The following is an 18536-nucleotide window of genomic DNA, read 5'->3' as shown; positions in this document are numbered from 1 at the left end:
CCGCCCGGTTGGGTGGGTGCCCACCCTACGGGCGGGCGCCGACACTCGCCCGCACACGCCGCCGTTCGCCCCCGCTTGCCGTTGGCCGCCGTCCGCTGCCGTCCGCCGGCGTGCGGCGTGAATCCTCGGGGCACTGTCACATTCGGGCGCTGCGAACGACCCATAGGAGGTGTGGTCCCCTCATCCTCCGCGCGACCGGCTCGGTCCGCCGCCCACGGGCTGGCGCAGCTGTCCGGTCCGATTCACGACGACACCGGCGCCCTCGCGGCGTCGATGCTGTCGCGCGTCCGCGTGGCCCAGCGGCGGGCCGGTCCGGCGCTGTCACCACGCCAGCACGACGCGGTGCGGGTCGCAGCCGCCGCGATGCACGAGGCGCTCACCACCGCCGCCGAGACGCTGATGCTCGTCGTCGAGTCCGCGGCTGACGAGCTCGGCGCCCTGCTCCGCGACCCGGCGACGGCCGCCAGCCGCCGCCCCCGGCCTGGGGCGGCGGGCAGGCCCAGCCGGCCGGAGCGCCCTTGGGCATCGGGTGCGCGAAACGCGCCGATCGGAGCAACGCCGACGACCCCCGCGACCCCCGCAACACCCGCGACGCCGGCTGCCGTCGGGCACCACTCCCTGCCCGCCACGGGCAACGCGCGGCGGCTCGGGCTCGGGGCCGCGGGCACCGGCCCGTCCTCGGCCGGGCGTCGACGCGAGGCACCAGCCCCACCGGCGGCGACGACGCCACCGCCTCGCCGCCCTCGGTTGACCGCCGCGCAAGGCCGGGCGCTGCACTACTACACGACGGTCGAGGGGGTCGAGGAGATGAACACCTACTTGCGCCGACCGGCCGGCACCCGGTCGTCGGCACAGTCGGAGCAGGACGAGCAGGACGAGCTGCAGCGGCTGGTCGACGACGCCGTCGCCGGTCTGGCGGCGCTGCCGCGGTTCACCGGCGTCGCCTATCGGGGCACGTCGCTGCCGGCGGCGCAGCTGCCGCGCTGGCAGCCGGGCGTCGTCGTGGCCGACCGCGGGTTCGCCAGCGCGTCGGCGAGTGTGTCGGTCGCCGAGGCCTTCCGCGGCGGCGGCAACGCGTTCCTCACCATCGTCGGCCGCGGCGGCGCCGACATCCGGGCGTTCTCGTCGTTCGCGCACGAGGCCGAGGTGCTGTTCCCACCCGGCACGCGGTTCCGGGTCATCGACCGCTCGTGGGACGATCGACGCGAGTGCTGGAGCTTCCTGCTCGAGGAGGTGGCATCGTGCGCTTCGACCGCGCGGCCTACGACCGGCTGAGCGACACCGGCAAGGCCGCCTACCTGAAAGCCGTCCGCGACGACGACGCCGGCGCAGCGCCACCCGCCGACATCGCCCCGGAGAAGGCAGCCGGCCAGGAAGGCTTCGAGATCGTCGACGACGACTGAGCCCGGACACGACGACGGCGCCGCCACCCGCGAAGGGTGACGGCGCCGTCGTTCAGGGACGCCGGACTCGTCAGTTGTACGAGCCGAAGTCGTAGTCCTCCAGGCGCACGGCCTCGCCGGACCCCTGGCCGAACTCGTAGTCGGAGTAGTCGGCGCCGTAGTCGACCATGGAGTACATGGCCGCCTTGGCCTCCTCGGTCGGCTCGACCCGCAGGTTGCGGTAGCGGGGCAGGCCCGTACCGGCCGGGATCAGCTTGCCGAGGATGACGTTCTCCTTCAGGCCGATCAGCGGGTCGGACTTGGCGTTGATGGCCGCCTCCGTGAGCACCCGCGTGGTCTCCTGGAACGACGCCGCCGACAGCCACGAGTCGGTGGCCAGCGACGCCTTGGTGATGCCCATCAGCTGCGGACGACCCGAGGCCGGCTGACCGCCCTCGGCGACCGCACGCCGGTTCTCCCCCTCGAAGCGCGACCGCTCGACCAGCTCGCCGGGGAGCAGGTCGGTGGTGCCGCTCTCGAGCACGGTGATCCGGCGCAGCATCTGCCGCACGATGATCTCGATGTGCTTGTCGTGGATCGACACACCCTGCGACCGGTAGACCTCCTGGACCTGGTCGGTCAGGAAGACCTGAACCGCCCGCTGGCCCTGGACCCGCAGCACGTCGTGCGGGTCGGCCGTACCGGAGTGCAGCAGCTCGCCGACCTCGACGCGGTCGGCGTCCTGGACACGCCACTGGGCGATGCCCGGGGCGCGCCGGTTGGTCCACTCGAACACACGCCGCGACAGCGGGAACGACTGCTCCTCGCCACCGTCGTCGGGGACGATGACCGCGTGGGCGCCCTTGGCGTCCTCTTCGATGCGGACCCGGCCCGACGACTCCGACAGCGGAGCCTTGCCCTTCGGGGCCCGCGCCTCGAACAGCTCGACCACACGCGGCAGACCGTGCGTGATGTCCTCACCCGCGACACCGCCGGTGTGGAACGTCCGCATGGTCAGCTGGGTGCCCGGCTCGCCGATCGACTGGGCGGCGATGATGCCGACCGCCTCGCCGACGTCGACGAGCTTGCCCGAGGCCAGCGACCGGCCGTAGCACATGGCGCAGACGCCGGTCTTGCTCTCGCAGGTCAGGACGCTGCGGACGCGGACGTTCTCGACGCCCGCGGCCACCAGGCGGCCGATCTCGACGTCGCCGAGGTCGTCGCCGGCCGACGCCACCTTGGTGCCGTCGGCGGCCACGACGTCCTCGGACAGCGAGCGCGCGTAGACCGAGGTCTCGACGTGCTCGTCGACGAGGAGCCGGCCGTCGGCGCCGGTGACCGCGATGGGCAGTGCCAGACCACGCTCGGTGCCGCAGTCGACCTCGCGGATGATGACGTCCTGCGAGACGTCGACCAGACGCCGGGTCAGGTAACCGGAGTCGGCGGTCCGCAGCGCGGTGTCGGCCAGACCCTTCCGGGCACCGTGCGTCGAGATGAAGAACTCGACGACGGACAGGCCCTCACGGAAGCTCGCCTTGATCGGCCGCGGGATGGTCTCACCCTTCGGGTTGGCGACCAGTCCGCGCATACCCGCCAGCTGGCGGATCTGCATCCAGTTACCACGGGCACCGGAAGTGACCATGATGTTGATGGCGTTCTCGGACGCGAACGACGCGCGCATGGCCTCGTCGACCGCGTTGGTGGCGTCGGTCCAGATGTCGATGAGCTCTTCGCGACGCTCGCCGTCGGAGATGACACCGCGGGCGAAGTTGCGCTCGACCTTCTCGGCCTTCGCCTCGAAGCCCTCCAGGATGGAGGCCTTCGTGGGCGGCGCCACGACGTCGTCGAACGAGACCGTCACGCCGGACCGGGTGGCCCAGTGGAAGCCGATCTCCTTCAGCGCGTCCAGCGTCGCAGCCACCTGGATCTTCGCGTACCGCTCGGCGAGGTCGTTGACGATACTGCCGAGGCGCTTCTTCTCCACGACGGCGTCGACGAACGGGTAGTCGAGCGGCAGCGCCTCGTTGAACAGCGCCCGGCCCAGGGTCGTGCGCAGCGTCAGCGGCTGGCCCGCCTCCCAGTCCTCCGGGGGCTCGAAGCCGGCCGGCGGCACGACGTCGTTCACCCGCAGGGTGATCGGCGCCTGCAGCGACAGCTCACCGCGGTCGAACGCGGCGATGCCCTCGGCGACGGACGAGAACGCCCGGCCCTCGCCGATCTGCTCGGGACGGTCGGAGGTCAGGAAGAAGATGCCCAGCACCATGTCCTGCGTCGGCATGGTGACCGGCCGGCCGTCGGCCGGCTTGAGGATGTTGTTGCTGGACAGCATCAGGATGCGGGCCTCGGCCTGCGCCTCCGCCGACAGCGGCAGGTGCACGGCCATCTGGTCGCCGTCGAAGTCGGCGTTGAACGCCGTGCAGACGAGCGGGTGGATCTGGATGGCCTTGCCCTCGATCAGCTGCGGCTCGAACGCCTGGATGCCGAGACGGTGCAGCGTCGGCGCCCGGTTCAGCAGGACCGGGTGCTCGGCGATGACCTCCTCGAGCACGTCCCAGACGACCGGGCGGGCGCGCTCGACCATGCGCTTCGCGCTCTTGATGTTCTGCGCGTGCGAGAGGTCGACCAGCCGCTTCATGACGAACGGCTTGAACAGCTCGATCGCCATGCCCTTCGGCAGGCCACACTGGTGCAGCTTGAGCTGCGGGCCGACGACGATGACCGAACGGCCGGAGTAGTCGACGCGCTTGCCCAGCAGGTTCTGCCGGAACCGGCCCTGCTTGCCCTTGAGCATGTCGGAGATCGACTTGAGCGGCCGGTTGCCGGGACCCGTGACGGGACGGCCGCGGCGGCCGTTGTCGAACAGCGCGTCCACGGACTCCTGGAGCATCCGCTTCTCGTTGTTGACGATGATCTCCGGCGCACCGAGGTCGAGCAGCCGCTTGAGGCGGTTGTTCCGGTTGATGACGCGACGGTAGAGGTCGTTGAGGTCGCTGGTCGCGAACCGGCCACCGTCGAGCTGCACCATCGGGCGCAGGTCCGGCGGGATGACCGGGACGGCGTCGAGCACCATGCCGCGCGGGTCGTTCTTCGTCGTCAGGAACGGCGAGACGACCTTGAGCCGCTTGAGCGCACGGGTCTTCTTCTGGCCCTTGCCGGTGCGGATGAGGTCGCGCAGCTTCTCGGCCTCGGCCTCGAGGTCGAAGCCGTCGATGCGCTCCTTGATGGCCTGCGCGCCCATGCCACCGCGGAAGTACTGACCGAAGCGGTCGCGCATCTCGCGGTACAGCAGCTCGTCGCCCTCGAGGTCCTGGACCTTGAGGTTGCGGAAGCGGTCCCAGACCGCGTTCAGGCGGTCGATCTCGGCGTCCGCGCGCTTGCGCAGCTGGCTCATCTCGCGCTCGGCCGACTCCTTGACCTTGCGGCGAGCGTCGCCCTTGGCCCCCTCGGCCTCGAGCTCGGCGAGGTCGGCCTCGAGCTTCTTCGCCCGGGTCTCGATGTCGGCGTCGCGGCGCTGCTCGACCTGCTTGCGCTCGACGTCGATCTGGCCCTCGAGCGAGGAGAGGTCGCGGTGCCGCGACTCCTCGTCGACCCAGGTGATCATGTAGGCGGCGAAGTAGATGACCTTCTCGAGGTCCTTCGGGGCGAGGTCGAGCAGGTAGCCCAGCCGCGACGGCACACCCTTGAAGTACCAGATGTGCGTGACGGGGGCGGCCAGCTCGATGTGACCCATCCGCTCGCGGCGCACCTTGGCGCGCGTGACCTCGACGCCACAGCGCTCACAGATGATGCCCTTGAAGCGAACGCGCTTGTACTTGCCGCAGTAGCACTCCCAGTCGCGGGTCGGACCGAAGATCTTCTCGCAGAAGAGCCCGTCCTTCTCCGGCTTCAGGGTGCGGTAGTTGATGGTTTCAGGCTTCTTGACCTCACCGTGCGACCACTCACGGATGTTGTCGGCGGTCGCGAGGCCGATGCGTAGCTCGTCGAAGAAATTGACGTCGAGCACGTGTGTCCTTCTCTCGCTCAGATGTTTCAGGTCTGTGGTGGCTGGCGGAAATGGGAGGCAGGCTCAGCGGACCGGCCTCCCACCACCGTCAGACCTCTTCGACGCTGCTCGGCTCGCGCCGGGACAGGTCGATTCCGAGTTCTTCTGCCGCGCGGAAGACGTCCTCGTCGGTCTCCCGCATCTCGATCTGCGACCCGTCACTGGAGAGCACTTCGACGTTGAGGCACAACGCCTGCATCTCCTTGAAGAGCACCTTGAACGACTCGGGGATACCCGACTCGGGGATGTTCTCGCCCTTGACGATGGCCTCGTAGACCTTGACCCGGCCCGGGACGTCGTCGGACTTGATGGTGAGCAGCTCCTGCAGCGCGTAGGCGGCGCCGTAGGCCTGGAGCGCCCAGACCTCCATCTCGCCGAAACGCTGACCACCGAACTGCGCCTTGCCACCCAGCGGCTGCTGCGTGACCATCGAGTACGGACCGGTCGACCGAGCGTGGATCTTGTCGTCGACGTGGTGGTTGAGCTTCAGGATGTACATGTAGCCCACCGCCACCGGCTTCGGGAACGGCTCACCCGACCGGCCGTCGAACAGGTGCGCCTTGCCGTCGCCGCCCACGAGGCGGACGCCGTCGCGGGTCTTGAGCGTCGACCCGAGCAGGCCGGCGATCTCGTCCTCGCGTGCGCCGTCGAAGACCGGGGTGGCGACCTTGGTGTCGGCCGGCGCCTCGGCGGCGCCGATGCCGCGCAGCCGCGTCTTCCACTCCTCGTCGTCGCCCTCGACCTCCCAGCCGGTCTTGGCCACCCACCCGAGGTGGGTCTCCATGACCTGGCCGAGGTTCATGCGGCTCGGGACGCCCAGCGGGTTCAGCACCATGTCGACCGGGGTGCCGTCCTCGAGGAACGGCATGTCCTCGACCGGGAGGATCTTGGCGATGACGCCCTTGTTGCCGTGGCGGCCGGCGAGCTTGTCGCCGTCCTGGATCTTGCGCATCTGAGCGATGTAGACGCGGACCAGCTGGTTGACACCCGGCGGGAGCTCGTCGCCCTCGTCGCGGTCGAACACCCGGACGCCGATGACCTTGCCGGACTCGCCGTGGGGCACCTTCAGCGAGGTGTCGCGGACCTCGCGCGCCTTCTCACCGAAGATCGCGCGGAGCAGCCGCTCCTCCGGGGTCAGCTCGGTCTCGCCCTTCGGGGTGACCTTGCCGACCAGGATGTCGCCGTTGGTGACCTCGGCGCCGATGCGGATGATGCCGCGCTCGTCGAGATCGGCGAGGACCTCGTCGGAGACGTTCGGGATGTCGCGCGTGATCTCCTCGGGGCCCAGCTTGGTGTCGCGGGCGTCGACCTCGTGCTCCTCGATCTTGATCGAGGTGAGGACGTCGTCCTGGATGAGCCGCTGCGAGATGACGATGGCGTCCTCGTAGTTGTGGCCCTCCCACGACATGAACGCGACCAGCAGGTTCTTGCCCAGCGCCATCTCACCGAGCTCGGTGGACGGACCGTCGGCGATGACCTGGCCGGCCTCGATGCGCTGCCCCTCGTCGACGACCGGCCGCTGGTTGATGCACGACCCGGCGTTGGAGCGGCGGAACTTGGCCAGCTGGTAGGTCTGGTAGGTGCCGTCGTCGGCCATGATGGTGATGTAGTCGGCCGAGAGCTCGGTGACCACACCACTCTTCTCGGCCAGGATGACGTCGCCGGCGTCCTCGGCCGCGTGCGACTCCATGCCGGTGCCGACGAGCGGCGACTCGGAGCGGAGCAGCGGCACGGCCTGGCGCTGCATGTTCGAACCCATGAGCGCGCGGTTGGCGTCGTCGTGCTCGAGGAACGGGATCATCGCGGTGGCCACGGAGACCATCTGCCGCGGCGACACGTCCATGTAGTCGACCTGCTCGCCCGGGACGGTCTCGATCTCGCCACCGCGCTTGCGGACCAGCACCTTGTCCTCGGCGAACCGGCTGTCGTCGGTCAGCGGCGCGTTGGCCTGCGCGATGACCCGGCGGTCCTCCTCGTCGGCGCTCAGGTACTCGATGTCGTCGGTGACCTGACCGTCGATGACGCGGCGGTACGGCGTCTCGATGAAGCCGAACGGGTTGATGCGCCCGTAGGTGGCCAGCGAGCCGATGAGGCCGATGTTCGGGCCCTCAGGGGTCTCGATGGGACACATGCGGCCGTAGTGCGACGGGTGGACGTCGCGGACCTCCATGCCGGCCCGCTCGCGGGACAGACCGCCCGGACCCAGCGCGTTGAGCCGGCGCTTGTGCGTCAGCCCGGCCAGCGGGTTGGTCTGGTCCATGAACTGCGACAGCTGGGAGGTCCCGAAGAACTCCTTGATCGCGGCCACGACCGGACGGATGTTGATCAGCGTCTGCGGCGTGATGGCCTCGACGTCCTGCGTGGTCATGCGCTCGCGGACGACGCGCTCCATGCGGGACAGACCCGTGCGGACCTGGTTCTGGATGAGCTCACCGACGGTACGGATGCGGCGGTTGCCGAAGTGGTCGATGTCGTCGACCTCGACCGGCACCGTGACGTCGCCGCTGGGCATCTCGGTCTCGTTGGCGTGCAGCCGCACGAGGTAGCGCAGCGTGCCGATGATGTCGTCGATGGTCAGCGTGCTCTGGTCGAGCGCGAGGTCGAGGCCGAGCTTCTTGCCCAGCTTGTAGCGGCCGACCCGGGCGAGGTCGTAGCGCTTCGGGTTGAAGTAGGCGTTCTCGAGCAGCTGCTGCGCGGCCTCGCGCGTCGGCGGCTCGCCCGGACGCATCTTCCGGTAGATGTCAAGCAGCGCCTCGTCCTGGGTGGTGGTGTGGTCCTTCTCCAGGGTGGCGCGCATCGACTCGTAGTCGCCGAACTCCTCGAGGATCTGCTCGTTGGTCCAGCCCATGGCCTTGAGCAGCACGGTGACGTTCTGCTTGCGCTTGCGGTCGAGCCGGACGCCGACCATGTCGCGCTTGTCGATCTCGAACTCCAGCCAGGCACCCCGCGACGGGATGACCTTGGCGGTGTAGATGTCCTTGTCCGAGGTCTTGTCGAGCGACCGCTCGAAGTACAGGCCCGGCGACCGCACCAGCTGCGACACGACGACACGCTCGGTGCCGTTGACGATGAACGTCCCCTTCGGGGTCATGAGCGGGAAGTCGCCCATGAACACGGTCTGGGACTTGATCTCGCCGGTCTCGTTGTTGATGAACTCGGCGGTGACGAACAGCGGCGCGGAGTACGTGAAGTCGCGCATCTTGCACTCGTCGATGCTGTTCTTGGGGTCCTCGAAGCGAGGATTCGAGAACGACAGCGACATGGTCGCCGAGAAGTCCTCGATGGGGCTGATCTCGCTGAGGATCTCCTGCAGGCCCGACGTGGTGTTCACGTCGGTGCGCCCCGCGGCCTCGGCGGCGGCGACCCGCGCCTGCCAGCGCTCGTTGCCGAGCAGCCAGTCGAAGCTGTCTATCTGAAGGGCGAGAAGGTTCGGAACGTCGAGAGGTTCGCGAATCTTGGCAAAGGAGATGCGACGCGAGACATTGGGGCCAGCAGTGGTGGTGGGCGAGACGGCCAACAGGGGTCCTTCCGAGGGCACACGGTCGGAATGCACGCGCAGTCCTCAACCCAAGCGGGCAGCATCGGCGAAGGGCAGCGCAAAGCTGCAGTCTAACCCAAAGGGCACACTGCTGTCGAGTGGTCAGCCACTCCGCGCTTCCTTCTGTCTCGCATCCCCCACCCCGCTGCCCGATCAGCATCTCGTCAGGAGGTCGCCCGCGTCAAGCACCGAAGACCCCCCGATCGTCGAACTGGCACCTGAATTGCCGCATTCGCCGTGCTCAGCGGCCGATCGGTGACTCATCCGAACGTACGATCCAGTGGCGCGCCGCGCACGACTAGCCCGCCGGAGCGGCGTCGCGACCCGCTCACGGCCACTCGAGCGAGACCGCAGAATTTCGCTGTGGGCGAACAGAGTGGCGTCGGTTCCCAGGTTCTGGACGGCGTCGGCAGTGTCGGTGCCCACCCGTAGGGTGGGGGCCCTCCCTCACGGGGCGGGGTCAGCCTGCGGGCCTGACGATCGCGGCGCCGCGGTGACGACCCACCGGCGGCGGGCTCTCGGCCGAGAATCGCGATGCCGCCCACGCGAACGGGCCCGGCACCCCGCGATGGGGTACCGGGCCCGTTGCTGTCAGTGGGTCAGAGACTCACTTGACGGAGACGGTGGCGCCGGCGGCCTCGAGGGCCTCCTTGGCCTTCTCCGCGGCCTCCTTGTTGACCTTCTCGAGCAGCGGCTTCGGCGCGGCCTCGACCAGGTCCTTGGCCTCCTTGAGGCCGAGCGAGGTCAGAGCGCGGACCTCCTTGATGACCTGGATCTTCTTGTCGCCGGCCGACTCGAGGACGACGTCGAACTCGTCCTTCTCCTCCTCGGCCGGGGCAGCGGCGCCGGGGGCAGCGGCACCCGGAGCGGCGACGGCGACCGGGGCGGCCGCGGTGACCTCGAAGGTCTCCTCGAACTTCTTCACGAACTCCGAGAGCTCGATGAGGGTCATCTCCTTGAAGGCGTCCAGGAGGTCCTCGGTGTTGAGCTTCGCCATGGTGGCGGTTCCTTTCTCTGGTCGGCTGAATGCCGGGTTGTCGTACGGGCTCGGGGCCGTGGGACGACCCCCGGGCGTTCAGCCCTCGTTCTGCTCCGTCGCCTCGGTCGCGTCGGCGGCCTCGGCGGCGGGTGCCTCGTCGGCGGCCGCCTCAGCAGCGGGCGCCTCCTCGGCGGGGGTCTCGACGGCGGCCGGCGTGCCGGCGCCACCGGCGAGGATGCTCGGGTCTGCCTCGGCCTTCTGCCGCAGCGCCTCGACGACGCGAGCGGTCTGCGCCAGCGGGGCGGCGAACAGCGACACCGCGTTCTGCAGCGACGCCTTCATCGCACCGGCCAGCTTGGCCAGCAGGACCTCGCGCGACTCGAGGTCGGCGAGCTTGTTGATCTCCTCACCGGTGAGCGGCGCCCCATCGAGCAGGCCACCCTTCACCACGAGGACGGGGTTCGCCTTGGCGAAGTCACGCAGGCCCTTCGCGGCCTCGACCGGGTCGCCCTTGACGAAGGCGATGGCCGACGGGCCGGACAGGTAGTCGTCGAGCCCCGAGATCCCGGCTTCCTTCGCCGCGATCTTGGTCAGCGTGTTCTTCACCACGGCGTAGGACGCGTTCCCACCGAGCGACCGACGCAGTTCCGTCAGCTGCTTGACGGTGAGGCCGCGGTACTCGGTCAGCACGACCGCGTTGCTGGCACGGAACTCGTCCGCGAGCTCTGCGACCGCGGCTGCCTTGTCAGGCCTCGCCATGGGGCTCCTTCTCCAGATGGTGGTGCCGGTGGAGTCCCGCAGACATGAAAAACGCCCCGGCGCAGGCGCGGGGCGAAGGGGCACCGGCGACAAGGCCGACGGCACGACGTTCGTCTCTCACCTGCGCGGGCCGCCCACATTACTGCGGGGCCTTCGTCACGATCGGCGGGCGATCGTGAGACCGGCGGTCTTTGGCAGCGTCAATCTTACGGGCAGCAGGGCGCCGACGCCAAATCAGCCGAACGGGCCGGTCTTCTGGTCCTGGAAGGAGTGCACCATCTCGCGCAGCTCCTCGGTGCGTCCGGCCGGCCAGTCGTCCGGCGGCACGACCGCGAGCCAGGCGTCGACCAGCTCGCCGCCGTAGTTGTGCCCGTGCCCGGCGGGCACCGTCGCGGACAGCGCCATGTCGGCGGTGACCTGCCAGAACGTGACGAACGGATACCAGTCGAGGGTGGGCAGGACGTCCGGGCCGTGCTCCTCGTCGATCCACTCCGGCCGCTCGAACATCAGGTCCCACGACCACAGCGTCACCGGGTCGGAGGCGTGCTGCAGGAACAGCACGGGCGGATCGTCGTCGAAGTCGAGGTCCATCGGCTCCTGCCAACCGCCCCAGAACTTCACGTCCTGGCCGCCGTCGACGACGGGCAGCCGGGCCGGCGAGCCCGGGTCGCGCCGCTCGGTCAGCTCGGCGCGCAGCGAGTGCCGGCTGGGCGAGCCGACCCACAACGCGCCGTCGACCTTCGCGCGCAGGTCGCCCAGCGACTCGAACGCGGCGGCGCTGCCCAACGCGCCGAGGCTCTCGCCGTAGACGATGAGCTTCGGCCGCTCCGACGGCGGCCGCTCCAGCCAGGCCTCCTGCACGGCCTCGAACAGCGCGCGGCCGGCGATCTGCACCTGCTCCTGGTCGGCGACGAACGAGATCCAGCTCGGCAGGTAGGAGTACTGCAGGGCGACGATCGCGGTGTCGCCGTTGTAGAGGTACTCCAGCGCGTCGGCGGCCGCGCCGTCCACCCAGCCCGTGCCGGTCGTCGTCACCACCACCAGGACCTGGCGGTCGAACCCGCCGGAGCGCTCCAGCTCGCGCACGGCCAGCGACGCCAGCCCGGCCGGCGTCTCGGCGGAGTCCATGCCGACGTAGGCACGGACGGGGTCCAGTGCGGGCCGGCCGCTGAACTGCGTCAGCTCGTCGACCGTCGGCCCGGACGACACGAACTCACGGCCCTTGCGGCCCAGCGAGTCCCACGTCACCAGCGACCCGGGCCCGCCGGAGTGTGTCGCGGAGTCGGGCGCGTTGTTGCCGGCCTCGGTCTCCATGTTGACCGCGGCGAAGGCGTCGTTGGCCACGCCCAGCAGCGTCGGGTAGAGCAGGCCGGTCCACGACCAGAAGGCCACCCCGCCGACGCACAGCACCGACGCGACCAGCGCGACCTGCGGCGGCACCCAGCGGCCGAAGAACCTGCGCAGCCGCCGCGACACGCCGCGCAGCAGCCGGGCCAGCGCCAGGAACACGACGAAGATGGCGCCGGCGACCAGCAGGATCAGCAGGTAGTGGTTGGGGCCCGGGCTCTCGACGTCCATCAGGGCGCGCAGCTCGGTCTGCCAAGCGGCGTTGTCGGAGAGGTACCACGCGATCGCCGCGGCCGCCGTCCCGGCCAGGCCCCACCAGGCGATCAGCCGGGTCCGCCGCGACGGCTCCAGCAGCAGCGGCCGGGCGCGGCGCACGACCAGCCGGACGACCCAGGCGATCAGCACGCCGAGCGCGTAGCCGATGGTCGCCGTCAGGCCGCTCACCATCGCCTGGTAGATCCAGGTGCGCGGCAGCAGCGTCGGCGTCAGCGACCAGCAGAAGAAGCAGACGGCACCGATCAGCCCGCCGTAGTCGGGGCGCAGCCAGGTGAGGAAGCGGCCGAGCACCGGGATCTGGTGCACCGACGGCAGCCCTCGGCGCGCGGACGCGCCCCGGTCGAGCAGCTGCGTCACCGGTACCACGTCCCGACACTGGTGTCACGGGCAGAAGAACACGACCGCCGCGAGCCATCGGAGTGGATCGCGGCGGTCGGCGGGTGGTGTGCCGTCAGCAACGGCTCACCGGTAGGAACTCATGCGTCGGCGGACTCCGTCGGCCGGACCTTCGAGGGGTCGAGCGGGATGCTCGGGCCCATGGTCGTGGCGAGCGTCGCCTTGCGGATGTAACGGCCCTTCGACGCCGACGGCTTGAGGCGGTTGACCTCGTCGAGCGCGGCGGCGTAGTTCTCGGCGAGCGCCTGCTCGGTGAACGACGTCTTGCCGATGATGAAGTGGAGGTTCGCGTGCCGGTCGACCCGGAACTCGATCTTGCCGCCCTTGATGTCGGAGACGGCCTTCTCGACGTCCATGGTGACGGTGCCGGTCTTGGGGTTCGGCATCAGGCCACGCGGGCCGAGCACCCGGCCCAGCCGGCCGACCTTGCCCATGAGGTCGGGCGTCGCGACGACGGCGTCGAAGTCGAGCCGGCCGCCCTGGACCTCCTCGACCAGCTCGTCGCCGCCGACGATGTCGGCGCCCGCCGCCTTGGCCTCCTCAGCCTTCGGACCGACGGCGAAGACCAGGACCCGAGCGGTCTTGCCGGTGCCGTGCGGGAGGTTGACGGTGCCGCGGACCATCTGGTCCGCCTTGCGGGGGTCGACGCCCAGCCGCAGGGCGACCTCGACGGTGGAGTCGTACTTGGTGGCCGACGTCTCGCGGGCCAGCTTGACGGCCTCGGCGGGGTTGTACAGGCGGTCGCGGTCGATCTTCTCGGCCGCGGCGCGGTAGGACTTGCTGCGCTTCATGTCTTCTCCTCGTGGTTCCTGGAGTCGTGGTGCGGGCCCAGCGCTTGGACCCTCCCACTGGCCGGCCGGTCAGCCCGGCCGGCGGTTCACTCGGCGACCGTGACGCCCATCTGACGGGCGGTGCCCGCGATGATCTTCTCGGCGGCCTCGATGTCGTTGGCGTTGAGGTCGGGCATCTTCTGCTCGGCGATGGCCCGCAGCTGCTCGCGGCTGATCGACGCCACCTTCAGGCGGTGCGGCTCGCCGGAGCCCTTGTCGATGCCGGCGGCCTTGAGGATCAGCCTGGCGGCCGGCGGCGTCTTCGTGATGAAGGTGAAGGAGCGGTCTTCGTAGACCGTGATCTCCACCGGGATCACGTTGCCGCGCTGCGACTCGGTGGCGGCGTTGTACGCCTTGCAGAACTCCATGATGTTGACGCCGTGCTGGCCCAACGCGGGGCCGACCGGCGGTGCGGGGGTCGCCTGGCCGGCCTGGATCTGGAGCTTGATCAGGCCTGCGACCTTCTTCTTCGCTGGCATTCCTCGGGTCCTTGTCGTGATGGTGAGGCTGTCCCATGCGCGCCGGACGGCACGCGCGGGGACCGTCAGAGCTTCTGGATCTGGTTGAACGAGAGCTCGACGGGGGTCTCGCGGCCGAAGATCTCGACCAGTCCCTTGATCTTCTGGGAGTCGGCGTTGATCTCGTTGATCGTCGCGTGCAGCGTGGCGAACGGCCCGTCGACGACCATGACGGAGTCGCCGACCTCGAAGTCTACGACCTCGACCTGCTTCTTCTCTTCGGCCGGCTTGGCCTGCTCGGCCACCTGCGGGGCGAGCCAGCGCTCGACCTCGTCCAGGCCCAGCGGGATGGGCTGGTGCGCGTGCCCGACGAACCCGGTGACGGCCGGGGTGTTGCGGACCGCGGACCACGACTCGTCGGTCATGTCCATGCGCACCAGCACGTAGCCCGGGAAGCGGTTGCGCTTCACCAGACGGCGCTGGCCGTTCTTGATCTCGGCGACCTCTTCGGTCGGGACCTCGATCTCGAAGATGAAGTCCTCCATGTTGAGGCTGCCGATGCGGTTCTCGAGGTTGGCCCGGACCCGGTTCTCCATGCCGGAGTAGGTCTGGACGACGAACCACTCGCCCGGCTTGGCGCGCAGCACGCGGCGGAACTCCGCCAGCGGGTCCGTCTCCTCGGACTCGACGCTGCCGGCGTCGTCGTCCTCGGCGGACTCCCCGTCCGCGGACTCCGCGTCGGCGGACTCCCCGTCGGCGGGCTCCGCCTCGGCGGAAGCCTCAGTCGGACCGGCCTCGCCCGTGGGCGACTCCTCGGTCTCGACGTCCTCGATGGTCGACTCGTGCTCGGACACGGTGTGCGCTTCTTCCTCCTGGGTGCGGCTGACCACGGATCGATCAGCCGAAGATCTCGAACATCGCCCAGCCCAGGCCCAGATCGAGCAGCGAGACGACAGTGATCATGATCGCCACGAAGACGAGCACGACCGCCGTGTACGTCAGCAGCTGCTTGCGGGTCGGGTAGACGACCTTGCGCAGCTCGGCCACGACCTGGCGGGTCCAGAGCGACAGCCGGGCGAACGGACCGCGGCGCCGGGGCGAACGCGGACGCTCGGGTGTAGCGGTCTTGCCGCTGGTCTCCGTCACGTGCTACCTCGCTGACTCTGGAACGTCGCCCTGGGCCGGACTCCGTCGTCGATCAGGCCGCTGGGTGTGGCGACCTCGCAGGGCAGGAGGGACTTGAACCCCCAACCGCCGGTTTTGGAGACCGGTGCTCTACCAATTGAGCTACTGCCCTTCGAATGGACGCGGCAGTCCCAGCCAAAGTTGTGAGGGCACGCTTCGGCTGGGGGTCCGACGACCACCCAAGAGTGAGAGTGTACGGGGTGAGGGGCGTCCTGGTCGAACTCGCTGCCGGGAGGCCGCTTCACCGTCACGAAGGTGACAACGAGATCAACTCGCGGGCGGTTCCTCGGCCGTCGACTTCCCGCGCCGAAAGATCCGGCTCCCGCACCCGACCCGGGCGTCGGGCGTCGGGCGTCGGGCGTCGGGCGTCGGGCGTCGGGCGTCGGGCGTCGGGCGTCGGGCGTCGGGCCGGTCTACTCGGTCCGTGCGGCTCAGTCCGTTCGCCGATTCGGGCCACCGTCGTCGGTCACTCAGCCTGCCCGGCTCGCTCGGTCCGCCCCGGCTCGCTCAGTTCGCCGACTCGGGCCACCGTCGCCGACTTCGGGCCGCCGTTGTCGGCCGGTCCGATGGTGTGTCGATGTACTTGGATGGCCAGGCCGCCCGGTTGGCCGGGCGTGCTGGTCGGCTCCGGCCCTGGTTGGCGGGGTCCGCCGTGTATCGAGTGCGTGCCGTTCGCCGTCCCCCTGCTGCCCATTTTCTTAGCCGCGCACCCGCGCCTCAAGCGGACTGACGGGCGCTTCGCGCCGGCGATGACCGCTTGACCCGCGGCCGCGCGGTCTCAGAACTGGCAGCTATCAGGGGGACGGGGCGAGTCTGGACACACCTCAAGGTCGCAGCCGTGGTCCAGGGATCCAGGGTCGGCCGGTGATCCGGCCGCACCCGCCGACGATCTGACGCTGCCGGCTGTTCACCCGGCCGCCGTCGAACCGGCCACCGCCAGCCGTTCATCCGGCCGCGCCCGCCGACGATCTGACGCTGCCGGCTGTTCACCCGGCCGCCGTCGAACCGGCCACCGCCAGCCGTTCATCCGGCCGCACCCGCCGACGATCTGACGCTGCCGGCTGTTCACCCGGCCGCCGTCGAACCGGCCACCGCCAGCCGTTCATCCGGCCGCACCCGCCGTCGACCCCGGCCGCTCCCACCGTTTGACCCGGCCGTGCCCGCCGTCGGTCTGGCGACTGCCGGGCGTTGGTCCGGCCCCGTCGACATCGCCGTCGGCCATGGTGAGAACGGTGATCGAGAGACAGCACTCAGCCGCCCCGGCGCCACCAAACCGCCCGTGAACACCGGTTCACACCGACTTCACTAGGCGTTCTCCCACTCCACCAGGCATGCACGCCTCGCAGAGCGGGAGAACGCCTAGTGATGTAAGCGATCGTTGATGATCATGGCAGTCCACAGCCCCACGTCACCGGTGGGGTGGAGGTGACGGCCGCCGATGGGCAGGTCCACGTCCGCGAACGACCGTGGCGTCGGCTGCCGACATTGAGGTGTGCCCAGACTCGCCCCGTCCCCCTGATAGCTGCCAGTTCTTGGCCGCGGAATCGTGGGTCAAGCGGTCTCGCCGGCGCGGAGCGCCCGTCAGTCCGCTTGAGGCGCGGTTGCGCGGCTGAGAAAATGGGCAGCAGGGGGACGGCGAACGGCACGAACACCGGGCCAACGCCACGAACGGCGAACCGTCGCACCTCCGACGCGAAGCAACCGAGCCCCGCCACACCGGCACCGGCACCGGCACCGACACCGACACCGACACCAACCCCCGGCAACGCGTCGACCGTCGCCACCCACCGCGGCAAGCGCCCAGATGCGATCGACCCATGGATCAGGCCGAGACGTCGACGTCGATTCGTCGCCGGTCACGCGGCCAGGCGTCGGCACCGTCGTCGTACCGTCCGAGGTCGCGCTCTCGTCCACCCTCACCGTGCCCGCCGACGGCCGGTTCGAGTGGCACGTCCGGCCGTCGCCGCGACCCGGCCAGAATCACTCGCCGCACCTGCTGGAGCGCTGGACGGTCTCCAGGGCCGGCCGCTCCGGGCAGGTCGTGCACAGCCAGGAGGTGACGGTCGCGCGCGGGCAAGAGCGTGGAGCTGGACCTGCGCCGCTGCCCGGCCGTGCCGCCGCGGGGTCGCTGATCGCTGGCGCCGCCGGTCGCGGGTCTCTAGTGTCGTAACAGAGGCCCGCGACCGGACGGAGTGCGGCATGAGCGGTACGGCGGACCCGCCCACGAGCGCCGGCAGCGCCGAGGCGCTGCGGGCGCCTCGCGACGTCGTCCTCGCGGTGCGGCTCATGTACGCCGGCGCCGCCCTGACCGCGCTGCTCGGCCTGCTGCGGCTGATCGACCCCGAGGCCTACGAGGACGCCCTCGACACCTCGTCCGGCACCAGCGCCCGCGGCTCGTACGTCGCGTACCTGTTCGTCGTCGCCGCGGTCTGGCTGCTGGTGGCCCGATACTGCGCCCACGGCAGCCGGCGGGCCCGGCGCGCCGCCACGTTCTTCGCCGTGCTCTACGTGGCCGCCGTCGCGGCGACGCTCGCCGGCGCGGCACGGTTCGACGCCTACAACGTCGTGAGCGTGCTCGTCGCGGTGGTCGCGGTCGCGGTGATCTGGCTGCTGTACCGCCCCGATTCACGACGCTGGTTCCTGCGTCCACACCCACCGACCAGCTAGGGTGCGTTGCCAAACGGCACCCGACGAGACGATGGAGATTCGACCATGAGTGGCACCACCCCTCCGCCGGGATCCGGTCCGGGCGAGGACGAGAACCCGTACGCGCAGTCGGGTCAGAGCGGGCAGCCCGAGCAGCCATGGGCGTCCACTCCGCCGCCCAGCGGCCCGCCGGCCTGGAGCGGGCCGGTCGACGGGGGTGCCTCCGCCTGGGGCGACCCCGCGCCGCCGGCCGAGCCGCCTCAGACGCTGCGCCGTGCGGCCGTCCTGATGTACGTCGGCGCCGGCCTGTCCGTGCTCGGCGTGCTGCTGACGTTCCTGGCCCGCGACGCCATCCACGACGCCATCGCCGACAGCGACAGCAGCCTCAGCGCCGACGACGTCGACGCCGCCGCCAACCTCACCATCGGGGTGGGTGTCGTGGTCGGTCTCCTCGGCGCCGCGCTCTGGCTGTGGATGGCCTACGCCAACAAGGCCGGCAAGTCCTGGGCCCGCGTCGTGGCCACCGTGCTCGGTGGCCTGAACATCCTGTTCACGCTCTTCTCGCTGAGCGGTGGCGGCGGCCTCAACCTGATCATCAACGCGCTGACGATCGCGCTGGCCGCCTACATCCTCTACCTGCTGTACCGGCCGGAATCGAGTGCCTACTACGCCGCGGTGAGCGGCAAGCGGCGCTGACG

Annotated in this window: 13 protein-coding genes and 1 tRNA gene; 4 read left to right on the top strand and 10 right to left on the bottom strand. The window is 70.1% G+C overall.

The window, feature by feature from the left end; translation table 11 throughout:
• The first annotated feature begins 171 nt into the window (after positions 1–171).
• On the top strand, positions 172–1275 hold the full coding sequence (locus DZA62_RS01520) for an ADP-ribosyltransferase domain-containing protein (protein ID WP_157987404.1): 1104 nt from the start codon (positions 172–174) through the stop codon (positions 1273–1275).
• Positions 1242–1403: a hypothetical protein gene (locus tag DZA62_RS35435; protein ID WP_157987403.1), complete on the top strand. Its 162-nt coding sequence runs from the start codon at positions 1242–1244 to the stop codon at positions 1401–1403. The genes DZA62_RS01520 and DZA62_RS35435 overlap by 34 nt, the downstream gene beginning before the upstream one ends.
• A gap of 70 nt (positions 1404–1473) precedes the next feature.
• Here DZA62_RS35435 and DZA62_RS01515 read toward each other — a convergent pair whose 3' ends face one another.
• From DZA62_RS01515 to DZA62_RS01470, 10 genes are all read right to left on the bottom strand, one after another.
• Positions 1474–5385, bottom strand: a complete 3912-nt coding sequence (locus tag DZA62_RS01515) for a DNA-directed RNA polymerase subunit beta' (protein WP_116947010.1) — start codon at positions 5383–5385, stop codon at positions 1474–1476.
• Between the two features lie 88 nt (positions 5386–5473).
• A complete protein-coding gene (gene rpoB / locus DZA62_RS01510) occupies positions 5474–8941 on the bottom strand; it encodes a DNA-directed RNA polymerase subunit beta (RefSeq protein WP_232827212.1) in 3468 nt (1155 codons plus the stop codon).
• 628 nt (positions 8942–9569) lie between these two features.
• On the bottom strand, positions 9570–9959 hold the full coding sequence (gene rplL / locus DZA62_RS01505) for a 50S ribosomal protein L7/L12 (RefSeq protein ID WP_116947009.1): 390 nt from the start codon (positions 9957–9959) through the stop codon (positions 9570–9572).
• A 78-nt stretch (positions 9960–10037) separates the two neighbouring features.
• Positions 10038–10700, bottom strand: a complete 663-nt coding sequence (gene rplJ, locus DZA62_RS01500) for a 50S ribosomal protein L10 (protein ID WP_116947008.1) — start codon at positions 10698–10700, stop codon at positions 10038–10040.
• A 234-nt stretch (positions 10701–10934) separates the two neighbouring features.
• Positions 10935–12680, bottom strand: a complete 1746-nt coding sequence (locus tag DZA62_RS01495) for an alpha/beta hydrolase (protein WP_116947007.1) — start codon at positions 12678–12680, stop codon at positions 10935–10937.
• 119 nt (positions 12681–12799) lie between these two features.
• Positions 12800–13510 carry a 50S ribosomal protein L1 gene (gene rplA, locus DZA62_RS01490; RefSeq protein WP_116947006.1) on the bottom strand — a complete coding sequence of 237 codons (711 nt, stop codon included), beginning with the start codon at positions 13508–13510 and terminating at the stop codon, positions 12800–12802.
• A gap of 86 nt (positions 13511–13596) precedes the next feature.
• On the bottom strand, positions 13597–14028 hold the full coding sequence (gene rplK, locus DZA62_RS01485) for a 50S ribosomal protein L11 (RefSeq protein ID WP_116947005.1): 432 nt from the start codon (positions 14026–14028) through the stop codon (positions 13597–13599).
• Between the two features lie 65 nt (positions 14029–14093).
• Positions 14094–14861 carry a transcription termination/antitermination protein NusG gene (gene nusG, locus DZA62_RS01480; protein ID WP_232827211.1) on the bottom strand — a complete coding sequence of 256 codons (768 nt, stop codon included), beginning with the start codon at positions 14859–14861 and terminating at the stop codon, positions 14094–14096.
• Between the two features lie 43 nt (positions 14862–14904).
• Entirely contained in the window at positions 14905–15153 is a 249-nt protein-coding gene (gene secE / locus DZA62_RS01475) for a preprotein translocase subunit SecE (RefSeq protein WP_116947003.1), read from the bottom strand.
• Between the two features lie 78 nt (positions 15154–15231).
• A tRNA-Trp gene (locus tag DZA62_RS01470) sits at positions 15232–15304 on the bottom strand.
• 2087 nt (positions 15305–17391) lie between these two features.
• Here DZA62_RS01470 and DZA62_RS01460 point away from each other — a divergent pair.
• Together DZA62_RS01460 and DZA62_RS01455 are read left to right on the top strand one after the other, a co-directional pair.
• On the top strand, positions 17392–17859 hold the full coding sequence (locus DZA62_RS01460) for a hypothetical protein (RefSeq protein ID WP_116947001.1): 468 nt from the start codon (positions 17392–17394) through the stop codon (positions 17857–17859).
• A 45-nt stretch (positions 17860–17904) separates the two neighbouring features.
• Entirely contained in the window at positions 17905–18534 is a 630-nt protein-coding gene (locus DZA62_RS01455) for a hypothetical protein (protein WP_116947000.1), read from the top strand.
• Positions 18535–18536: the final 2 nt, after the last annotated feature.

It is taken from the genome of Jiangella endophytica, from assembly GCF_003427025.1.
Lineage (GTDB): Bacteria > Actinomycetota > Actinomycetes > Jiangellales > Jiangellaceae > Jiangella > Jiangella endophytica.
This window is presented reverse-complemented; position numbering and strand designations above follow the sequence as displayed.

What these genes read in the sequence shown, in the direction of transcription:
- rplL (WP_116947009.1), bottom strand. Translation starts at nt 9,959, where the DNA reads ATGGCGAAGCTCAACACCGAGGACCTCCTGGACGCCTTCAAGGAGATG.
- rplJ (WP_116947008.1), bottom strand. Translation starts at nt 10,700, where the DNA reads ATGGCGAGGCCTGACAAGGCAGCCGCGGTCGCAGAGCTCGCGGACGAG.
- rplA (WP_116947006.1), bottom strand. Translation starts at nt 13,510, where the DNA reads ATGAAGCGCAGCAAGTCCTACCGCGCCGCGGCCGAGAAGATCGACCGC.
- rplK (WP_116947005.1), bottom strand. Translation starts at nt 14,028, where the DNA reads ATGCCAGCGAAGAAGAAGGTCGCAGGCCTGATCAAGCTCCAGATCCAG.
- DZA62_RS01460 (WP_116947001.1), top strand. Translation starts at nt 17,392, where the DNA reads ATGAGCGGTACGGCGGACCCGCCCACGAGCGCCGGCAGCGCCGAGGCG.
- DZA62_RS01455 (WP_116947000.1), top strand. Translation starts at nt 17,905, where the DNA reads ATGAGTGGCACCACCCCTCCGCCGGGATCCGGTCCGGGCGAGGACGAG.